The organism is Streptomyces sp. NPDC026500, assembly GCF_055567635.1.
In genome coordinates, this window is record NZ_JBVHQB010000059.1 from 1 (window position 1) to 8,258 (window position 8,258).

9 protein-coding genes and 4 pseudogenes are annotated in these 8,258 nt (G+C 69.5%); 3 read left to right on the forward strand and 10 right to left on the reverse strand.

Features of this window, described 5'->3' with window-relative positions; genetic code table 11:
- The 4 genes and pseudogenes from nrfD to ACZ4N5_RS42790 all read right to left on the reverse strand — a co-directional run.
- On the reverse strand, positions 1-514 hold a 514-nt coding region (gene nrfD, locus ACZ4N5_RS42775), incomplete at its 3' end, for an NrfD/PsrC family molybdoenzyme membrane anchor subunit (protein WP_467762375.1).
- Positions 511-1,095, reverse strand: a pseudogene (locus ACZ4N5_RS42780) (4Fe-4S dicluster domain-containing protein); the annotation flags it as partial. The gene nrfD and the pseudogene ACZ4N5_RS42780, both read right to left, overlap by 4 nt.
- A gap of 96 nt (positions 1,096-1,191) precedes the next feature.
- Positions 1,192-1,710: pseudogene (locus ACZ4N5_RS42785) on the reverse strand (formate dehydrogenase); the annotation flags it as partial.
- Positions 1,711-1,814: 104 nt separating this feature from the next.
- Positions 1,815-2,120 (reverse strand): hypothetical protein, encoded by a 306-nt coding sequence (locus ACZ4N5_RS42790; protein WP_467762376.1) that lies wholly within the window; start codon positions 2,118-2,120, stop codon positions 1,815-1,817.
- Between the two features lie 478 nt (positions 2,121-2,598).
- On the opposite strand from ACZ4N5_RS42790, the pseudogene ACZ4N5_RS42795 reads away from it, so the two are divergent.
- A pseudogene (locus ACZ4N5_RS42795) lies at positions 2,599-3,071 on the forward strand (MDR/zinc-dependent alcohol dehydrogenase-like family protein); the annotation flags it as partial.
- 143 nt (positions 3,072-3,214) lie between these two features.
- Here the strand turns inward: ACZ4N5_RS42795 and ACZ4N5_RS42800 are convergent.
- A complete protein-coding gene (locus ACZ4N5_RS42800) occupies positions 3,215-3,751 on the reverse strand; it encodes a cysteine hydrolase family protein (RefSeq protein ID WP_467762377.1) in 537 nt (178 codons plus the stop codon).
- 166 nt (positions 3,752-3,917) lie between these two features.
- Between ACZ4N5_RS42800 and ACZ4N5_RS42805 the strand changes: the two genes are divergently transcribed.
- Both ACZ4N5_RS42805 and ACZ4N5_RS42810 read left to right on the forward strand, forming a co-directional pair.
- The gene (locus tag ACZ4N5_RS42805; protein ID WP_467762378.1) at positions 3,918-4,613 is read left to right on the forward strand and encodes a HemK2/MTQ2 family protein methyltransferase; all 696 of its coding nucleotides are present in this window, start codon (positions 3,918-3,920) and stop codon (positions 4,611-4,613) included.
- On the forward strand, positions 4,610-5,617 hold the full coding sequence (locus ACZ4N5_RS42810; RefSeq protein ID WP_467762379.1) for an iron-containing redox enzyme family protein: 1,008 nt from the start codon (positions 4,610-4,612) through the stop codon (positions 5,615-5,617). Before ACZ4N5_RS42805 ends, ACZ4N5_RS42810 begins: the two co-directional genes overlap by 4 nt.
- Positions 5,618-5,638: 21 nt before the next feature.
- Here the strand turns inward: ACZ4N5_RS42810 and ligD are convergent, their stop codons facing one another.
- The 5 genes and pseudogenes from ligD to ACZ4N5_RS42835 form a co-directional block, all read right to left on the reverse strand.
- Positions 5,639-5,926, reverse strand: a complete 288-nt coding sequence (gene ligD / locus ACZ4N5_RS42815) for a non-homologous end-joining DNA ligase LigD (RefSeq protein ID WP_467762383.1) — start codon at positions 5,924-5,926, stop codon at positions 5,639-5,641.
- Positions 5,927-5,990: 64 nt separating this feature from the next.
- Positions 5,991-6,083: pseudogene (locus ACZ4N5_RS42820) on the reverse strand (non-homologous end-joining DNA ligase); the annotation flags it as partial.
- A gap of 18 nt (positions 6,084-6,101) precedes the next feature.
- A complete protein-coding gene (locus tag ACZ4N5_RS42825) occupies positions 6,102-6,257 on the reverse strand; it encodes a hypothetical protein (RefSeq protein WP_467762380.1) in 156 nt (51 codons plus the stop codon).
- Complete coding sequence (locus ACZ4N5_RS42830; RefSeq protein ID WP_467762381.1) at positions 6,254-6,622, reverse strand: DUF6479 family protein; 369 nt, start codon at positions 6,620-6,622, stop codon at positions 6,254-6,256. The genes ACZ4N5_RS42825 and ACZ4N5_RS42830 overlap by 4 nt, the downstream gene beginning before the upstream one ends.
- A gap of 247 nt (positions 6,623-6,869) precedes the next feature.
- On the reverse strand, positions 6,870-8,156 hold the full coding sequence (locus ACZ4N5_RS42835; protein WP_467762382.1) for a MalY/PatB family protein: 1,287 nt from the start codon (positions 8,154-8,156) through the stop codon (positions 6,870-6,872).
- Positions 8,157-8,258 lie beyond the last annotated feature (102 nt).

Here is an 8,258-nt window from a genome sequence, read left to right on the forward strand (position 1 = left end):
GGGCGCCGTGCCAGGCTGGAACAGCGGTGTCGGCGGCGAGGACCGCGGTGTACGAGGCCAGCGCCGGCCCGAGCAGCGCGGCTGCCGCCGTCGCGCCGGCGCCCGCCCGTGGCAGCCGCCCCGTGACGGCGCTGAGGGCAGCCGCACCGGCGGCGGGGCCGTAAGCGCTGAGGAGCCAGGAGCCCATGCTCATGGGGGACGTGGGCTTGAAGACGCGCATCATGTTGGCGAACCGGCCGGGCCTGCCCAGGTCGTGGATCAGGGCGGCGGCGGACAGCGAGACGGCGGTGAGCGAGGAGACCTTCATCGCGGTGGCGGTGCGGGGGCGTCCCGTGAGATGGGCTCCGGCGGCGAACAGGGAACCGGCTCCGGCGAGACCGCCGAGAAAGAAGTATCCGGCTATGTCACGGGCCGCCCAGGACGGGGCGTGGACGATCGGACGCCCGTAGTAGGACTCGAATTCCGCGCGCGGAACCATCAGTTGTTCGCCGCGCCGCTGCCGGGTCCTGGTCATCGCGCCCCCTTGGTCCGGCCGGCCAGCGCGAAGGCGAGCGCGATGCCTCCGGCGAGGGACAGTGCGGCGCCGCCCGCGTGTTTCCACATGGCCGGCAGGTCTCGGGTGGTCACCACGGGGTCGGGCGGGAGTCCGTACACCTCCGGCTTGTCGAGGAGCGGGAAGAAGGCGCCAGCACCCCCGACCCCGTCCTGCGGGTCGTGTCCGTACAACTGGGCCTGTTCCACGCCCTGTTCGTGGAGCTGGTCCACGCGGAGCGCGGCCCGTTCGCGCAGCTCGTCCAGCGGTCCGAACTGGATGGACTCCGTGGGGCAGGCCTTGGCACACGCCGGTTCCTGGCCCGCGCCGAGACGGTCGTAGCACATCGTGCACTTGAACGCCCGCCCGTCGTGCGGGCGTTGTTCGATCACTCCGTACGGGCACGCGGGCACGCAGTAGCCGCAGCCGTTGCAGATGTCCTCCTGGACGACGACGGTGCCGAATTCCGTGCGGAACAGCGAGCCGGTGGGGCAGACGTCCAGGCAGGCCGCGTGCGTGCAGTGTTTGCAGACGTCCGACGACATCAGCCAGCGCATGTCGCCCGGCGCCTGCGGGGGTTCGGGTCCGGACGGCGTCTCCTCGATGAGCGAGAGCTCGGTGCGTCCCTCGGGAGCGGGCACCTTCTGCTCGATGAAGGCGAGCAGCTTCTTGATCAGATAGTTCTCTTCGTTGTCGAGGGTCGCGCCGCCGAGGCCGGCGATGCCGAGCGTGCGGGCGGTGCGCAGCCCGTCCTTCTCCCACTCCCAGGTGCGGCACCGCGTCTCGACCACCCGTTCGGCGACCATGTCCATGGCCGCCTCCGGGTCGAGGGTCTCCCAGTCGGCGTACGGGCGGCGGTACGGGACCTCGTGGCGACGGGCCGGGCCGGTGGTGGGCTGGAGGGTGGCCGAGCCCTTCGGGCAGAGGCGGCCCCGACTGATGGGTGAGGCGGGGTCGCCCTCGATCTGCACGAACTTGTCGTCCTTGACGTAGATCTGCTGACCGCAGCCGACCGCGCAGTAGGGGCACACCGACGAGACGACCCGTTCGGCGGTGTCGGTGCGCGGCCTCAGCGTCCGGGTCCGGGGCGACCTGGCGGCCCGGCCACGTCCCAGCGGGTCGGGTCCGGTCAGCTGACGGTAGACGGGCCATTCACCGACCCACGTGCGCACACCCATCACAGGTCCTTTCGGGCGGCCGGGCTCTTGCTACGGTCCGGCTCTTGCTGCGGTCAGGGTCGTCCCGGCCTCACCCGGCCGGGCTCCCACGGCGCGCCGACGCGTCAGGCGGACGGTTCGTCGGGCACGGGATGCTCCGGGCGGGCGCTGCCGGAGTGCGGGGCACCTCTGCGCCCGGTGCCGGCCTCGTCCGTGTCGGGGATCTCCGGGTCCATGAGCTCGTCCCCGGAGTCCTGCGCACCGTATTTCTCCGCCTCGGGCCGCTCACCCGCCGTCCACTGCTTCGGTCCGCCGACGGCGTCCCAGGGGTCTTCGTCGGGTGTGGCCTGTTGGTCGGGCAGATCCCTCGGTATGGGCTTCGGTATGGGCCCACCACAGGCCCCAGGGCCATCCGGGTGGCGCTCGTTCACGGCGTCCTCACTTCCTCGCGCGGGGTGTGGCGTGAGGCGCAAGTACCCCTCTCGTTCGTGATGATGCCGGTGACCGCCGAACCGCCCCGGTGCTGGTCAGCGGGACGGAGGGGAAGCTCCGGCCCGCGCGGCCGGGCCTCTGCCTTCCCGGCGCAGGGCCGGACAGGTCCTTTCGTCCCTGCCGCGAGGCGTGGGCACCGTCGATCCACCGCTGCGCTCCTCGGAGCTGGTTACCTGCGAGGTGTTCCCGTACGGCAGGGGAATGCCCGAGGGCCGAGCCGGGCACCGGATGAGCCCGGCTCCGGTACGACGACCACGAGGAGGCCGCCTTGCCCATCGCGGAGTTCCCTTCGTCCGACAGCCCTGCGGGCCTCGTGTGAGCGCGAAACGACTGGGCGCCATGGTCGCCGAGGTCCTTGTATGGCAAGTGGCGCCGTCCGCTCTCTGGCTGGCCCTCATCAGCGCGGTCGCCCCACTGGAGGCGGTCCAGGAACTGACCGACGGACGGGGCACCGACGCGGTCATCGACGCCGTCGGCATGGAGGCGCACGGAGCCCCGATCGCCAAGGCCGCCCAATGGGTCACGGCCTGTTGCCCGACAGTGTCGCCCAGCCGCTGATGGAGCGGGCCGGCGTGGACCGGCTCACGGCCCTGCACAGCGCCATGGCGCTGGTACGCCGCGGCGGCACGGTCTCCGTGTCCGGCGTGTACGGCGGGCTGGCCAGTCCCATGCCGTTGCTGACCATGTTCGACAAGCAGATCCAGCTGCGGATGGGCCAGGCGAACGTCTGGCGCTGGGTGGACGACATCCTGCCCCTTCTCACCGACGACGACCCTCTTGGCGTCGACTCCTTCAAGACCCACGACATGCCGCTTGAGGACGCCCCCAAGGCCTATGCGATGTTCCAGGCCACGGAGGACGCCATGGTCAAGACCCTCCTCCACCCCTGACCCGACTGCCGCGGCGCGAGGTCGGAACCCGGCTCCCTGAGCGGTCGGTCGATAAGATCGACGATGCCGACTTCACCCTGATATCGGCATCCCCGGTGCGGCGTCCACCACGGGCGCCGCACCGGATTCACGCGCCGGGCCGGTCAGAATCTGACGTTGCGAGCGGCGGGGGTGTCGGCATCCATGTTCCGCTTCATCATCAGCAGTGCCGCGTCGGCGAGATCCTCATAAATATGGGCGACCGCGTCGTGGGGAACGGTCACGCGCAGATGCCGGATGTGCGCGTCGAGCGCCGAGTAGAGCACACACTGCTCGGTGACCTGGCCGCACAGAACAATGTGGCCGATGCCTTGCTGGAGGAGCAGGTAATTGAGCGGCGTCTCATAGAAGATCGAGTGCCGTGCCTTCACCACGAAGAGCGAGTCCTCGTCCGGGGCGATGGGACTGACCAGATCCGCGTGCGGGCCCGACAACGCCTTCTCCAGCATCTCTCCGTGATGCGATCGCCATTCACCGAAGTTGTCGTTCACATAGATCACCGGAACGCCGTGGCGCCGCGCGGACCGAATCAACTGCACGACCTGGGGAAGCACGGCCTTCACGGACGGAATCAAGAGATCCGCGTCCGCATGCTCGTAGGTGTTGATCATGTCGATGACAATGAGCGCGGCTTTGTCCATGCCTCCTTCTCCCACCTGCCTCGGCGAAGACCGGACCGACGACACCAGCCGGGTCGCCCGCGAAGACGGCACGAAGACCGCGTGTAGGCCTCCATTCGAGGGGAACCCAGAGCACAGAGTCGCATATATCGCCACCAATCGGACGAGCTGTGATGTGGAGGTGCCCATGGGGATGCCCGGCGAGGTCCCGCTCATCACGCCTGGTGTTTACGCGCCTCAACAGGACACCAAGTTCCGGATGCACGCCTTGTCTCGGGAGTGCCTGGGCCCCTCCACCGACGTGCTCGACCCGGGAACCGGCAGCGGGGCCCTTGCCCTGCGGGCCGCGGGACTGGGGGCGCGGGTGACGGCCGTCGACATCGACTGGCGCGCCGCGCTCACCACACGCCTCAACGCGCTCCTCGCCAGGCGTCGCGTCACCGTCCGCCACGGCGATCTCACCGCGGCCGTACGCGGAGGCGGGTACGACCTGGTGGTGAGCAATCCGCCCTACGTCCCGTCGCCCGGGCTCCGGCTGCCGTCCCGGTCCCCGGAACGCGCTTGGGACGCCGGGCCGGACGGTCGCGTCTTCGTGGACCGCGTCCGTGACGAGGCGCCCGCCGCACTGCGCGCGGGAGGCGTGCTGCTGCTCGTCCACACCGCCCTCTGCGGGACCCGGCCGACACTGCGGCGACGCACCCGCGCGGGATTCGAGGCGGCGGTCACCGACCGCGCCTTCGTCCCCTTCGGCCCCGTGCTGAACTCACGCCGGACCTGGCGGCGACACCAGGGCCTGGCGGCGATGTGCACGTGCCGACGCGCCGGGACCCATCCCTGGTGCGACACCGGTCACCGACGTCGGGCGAGTCGGGAGACGACGTGACAGGCCCCCTCCTTCCGGCACCACGGGGCGACATATCGCGTTCTCTCGTCTCGACACTGCGCTACGGCACCCCCCTGCCCGCGCTCCCCCACGGCCTGGAGGACGCCGATCCGTACGGTGACGACGTACAGCTCGCTCTCTACACGTTGTACGAACTCCACTACCGCGGCTTCGCTGAGGTGAGCGACGAACGAGAGTGGGACCCCGGGCTGCTGGCCCTGCGCCGGTCTCTGGAACTTCGCTTCCTGAAGGCCCTGCGTGACGATGTGCCAGCCGATCCGCTTGCCGACAACGCCCTCGAAGCCCTGCTGCTCGAACCGGTCGGCCACGACGAATCCAGTGTCAGTCACTTCCTCGAACACGACGGCGAACTGTGGCAACTGCGGGAGTACGCCGCCCTGCGCTCGCTGTACCACCTCAAGGAGGCAGATCCGCACGCCTGGGTCATTCCACGCCTGTACGGCCGGGCCAAGGCGGCCATGGTGGCGGTCGAGTTCGACGAGTTCGGTGCCGGCCGCGAGGAGGACGCCCATGCCCGGCTCTTCGCGGACCTCATGGCCGACCTCGGCCTGCGCACGGACTACGGCCACTATGTCGACGCAGCCCCCACGGAGGCGGTCACCACGGTCAATCTCATGTCCCTGCTGGGCCTGCATCGAGCCCTTCGGGGCGCTCTGGTCGGACACTTCGCCGCGGTGGAAGTCACCTCCTCACCGGGGTCCAGACGCCTGGCCGCCGCCCTGCGCAGGGTCGGAGCGGGAAAGGCGGCGCAGCGCTTCTACGACGAGCACTTCGAGGCCGACGCCGTCCACGAGCAGGTGATACGCCGGGACGTCATCGGCGGTCTGCTGGCGAGCGAACCCGAACTCGAGCCCGATGTCGCCTTCGGGGTCCGGGTCACCAGCTTCCTCGAAGACCGGCTGGCGGCCCACCTGTTGGCCGCGTGGAGGCAGCGACGCAGTGCGCTGCGGATACCGGTCGTCCCGGACGACCGACCCCCGTAGGAGGCCGGGCGCACCGTCCGGTCAGCGCAGCCGGTCGAGTCGGCGCCGTGCGCCGCCAAGCGAACGGCCGCGCCGGAACGCGTCCTGCCACGGGTTGCCTTCGAGGCGTGCGGAGATGTCCCGCAGGGTGAATCTGTGCGCTCCGATGCCGCCGTCCTCGACCTCCGTCCAACTCACCGGAGCGGCGACCGGAGCCCCGGGATGCGCGCGAACCGCGAAGGGAGCGACCGCGGTCCGGGCGAAGGCGTTGCGCTGGATGTCCAGATGGAGCCTCTTCTCGCGGGCCTCTTTGCGAACCTCGGTCGTCAGGGTGTCGAGGGTGACCGGCGGCGAGCAGTTCGGCCACGTCTCGGGCGAAGGCCCGTACTTCGTCGAAGGACTCGCTCCGGTCGAGAGGGACGAGAACGTGCAGGCCCCGGAAGCGCGTCCCCATCACCGCCGAAGGCAGCCGCAGTTCCTCCAGCATCAGCGGACGGCCGCGCAACTACGGCGGCATCCGGTGGGCGACGGTGCGGTGGTACCGAGCGAGGTCCGCCTTGGTGATGCCGTCGTGGGGGAACAGCGCCTCGCCGTGCCGGCTGACCCGTACGGTGCGGCCGCCGACCTTGAATTCCCGAGGTCCGGCTGATGCGGGGGTCATGTGCTTCCCGGGCCACCGCTGCCGAAGGAGCCACGCGATTCCGAACTCCAACGCGGGCGGGCCTGGTCCTCGCTGCGCTTGCTGCCGGAACTGTGGAGCTCGTGCGGAGTCAGTCGCTCGCGCCCGTCCGTGGTGTCGGAAACCTCATCCGGCTCCCGCACTTCCAAGGTTTCGTAGGTGGGCCCGCCCTCCGGCATCCGGGGATGCTCGTGCGGCTCGGGCGGATCGGACTCCCGTCGACGCACCCTGGTACCGAGCCGGACGGCCCCCACCAGGACCGCGACGACGACAAGCCCTCCGATGAACGCACCGAGAGTGCCGACCGCCGCGTTCGACATGGCCGTTTCGAAGTAGGTCGGGTTCATGGGCGACGAGTACCCCGTCCCCTGAGTTGCATACGGACCTCCCGCCACCACGCGCCGACGGCATGCTCGCCGGGACCCTTCGCCGACGTGGCCACTGGCGGCCAGAGCATGGACGCCGGACAGCCGATGTCGACTCCTCCGTCATCGGCGGCCCCGATGGGCCACGATGCCTTCGTCCACGCGAGCTCCGCGCCCGACTCGTCATGGCGGCACGGCCCGGCCGTACGAGCAGGCCCGGTACGGGTGACTACGCGACTGGCCCGGGCGCACCAGGATTCGTGGACGGTGGCGTGTCTGCGACGGCCGCGAGCAGGCGGTCTACGGCCTCGTCCACCGTGGAGCGGGGACAGCCCAGGTTCACCCGCATGTAGCCGTGGCCCTCGATCCCGAACTTCTGCCCCTTGTCCAGCCACAGCCGTGCCCTGGTGAGCATGAACTTGTCCAGCGACGCGGCGTCCATCCCCAATCCCTGGCAGTCCATCCACGCCAGATACAGCGAGTCGGCCGGCAGGACCCGCACCTTGGAGGTCGCGGAATTGACCGCCTGCGCGAAGTACGCGTGATTGCCACGCAAGTACGTGAGCAACTCCTCCAGCCAGGGCTCGCCGTGTACATAGGCCGCCTCGCCCGCGACCATGCCCAGCACGTTGACCAGCGGGAACATGTTGCGCTCGTACTGGCGGGCCAGTTCTGCCCGCAGTCTGGGATCAGGCACGAAGACGTTGGCGCTCTGCAGCCCGGAAAGGTTGAACGTCTTGCTGGGGGCGGTGCAGGTGATGCTGTTCCGTGCGAACTCCTCGCCGAGCGAGGCGAAGGGGATGTGCTTGCGGTCCGGATTGATGATGAGGTCCTGGTGAATCTCATCGGAGACGACCAGGACCCCATGCCGGGCGCAGATCTCACCCATGGTCCGCAGTTCGTCCTCCGCCCACACGTTCCCAGTGGGGTTGTGAGGGTGGCTGAGGATGAACAGCTTGGTGTCGGGACGGATCGCGTCCTCGAACGTCGTGGCGTCGAACCGGTAGCCGTCGTCGGTCCGCTGGAGCGGCGCGAACGCGAGGTGACGGCCGTTCAGCAGGACGTCTTCGTGGAAGTGGACGTAGACCGGGGGCTGGATGAGCACCGAGTCGCCCGGCGCGGAGAACGTCTGCACAACTGTCTTGAGCGTGGTGATGATGCCGGCGGTCGCCATCACCCACTCCCTGGGGACCTCCCATCCGAATCGCTTGGCCTGCCAGCCGGTCACGGCGTCGAGGTAGCTGTCGGTCGCGCCACCGGGATACCCGAAGACGCCGTGGTCCACAGCCTGGTGGAGCGCGTCGATCACGGCCTGGGGGGCCTTGAAGTCGGTGTCAGCAACCCACATCGGCAGCGGGTCGGCCGCGGCCTCGTCGGCCGTCAGGAACTGATGTGCGCCGGCCCACTTCATGGAGTTGCTGTGCCTGCGGTCGACGACGGCATCGAAAACCGATCCGGTCTCGGCCGCGGGGGTGCTCTGCCGTGTCCGGTTCTGGGGGGTGGTATCAGGTGCCATGACTGGATGCTAGTAGTGCCTGGTCAGGTCGGTTGGAGTGGTGCGTGTCCTTGGGGCTTGGTGTGGCGTTGAGGGTGTGTGACTCCGGACGAGATTGCTGTG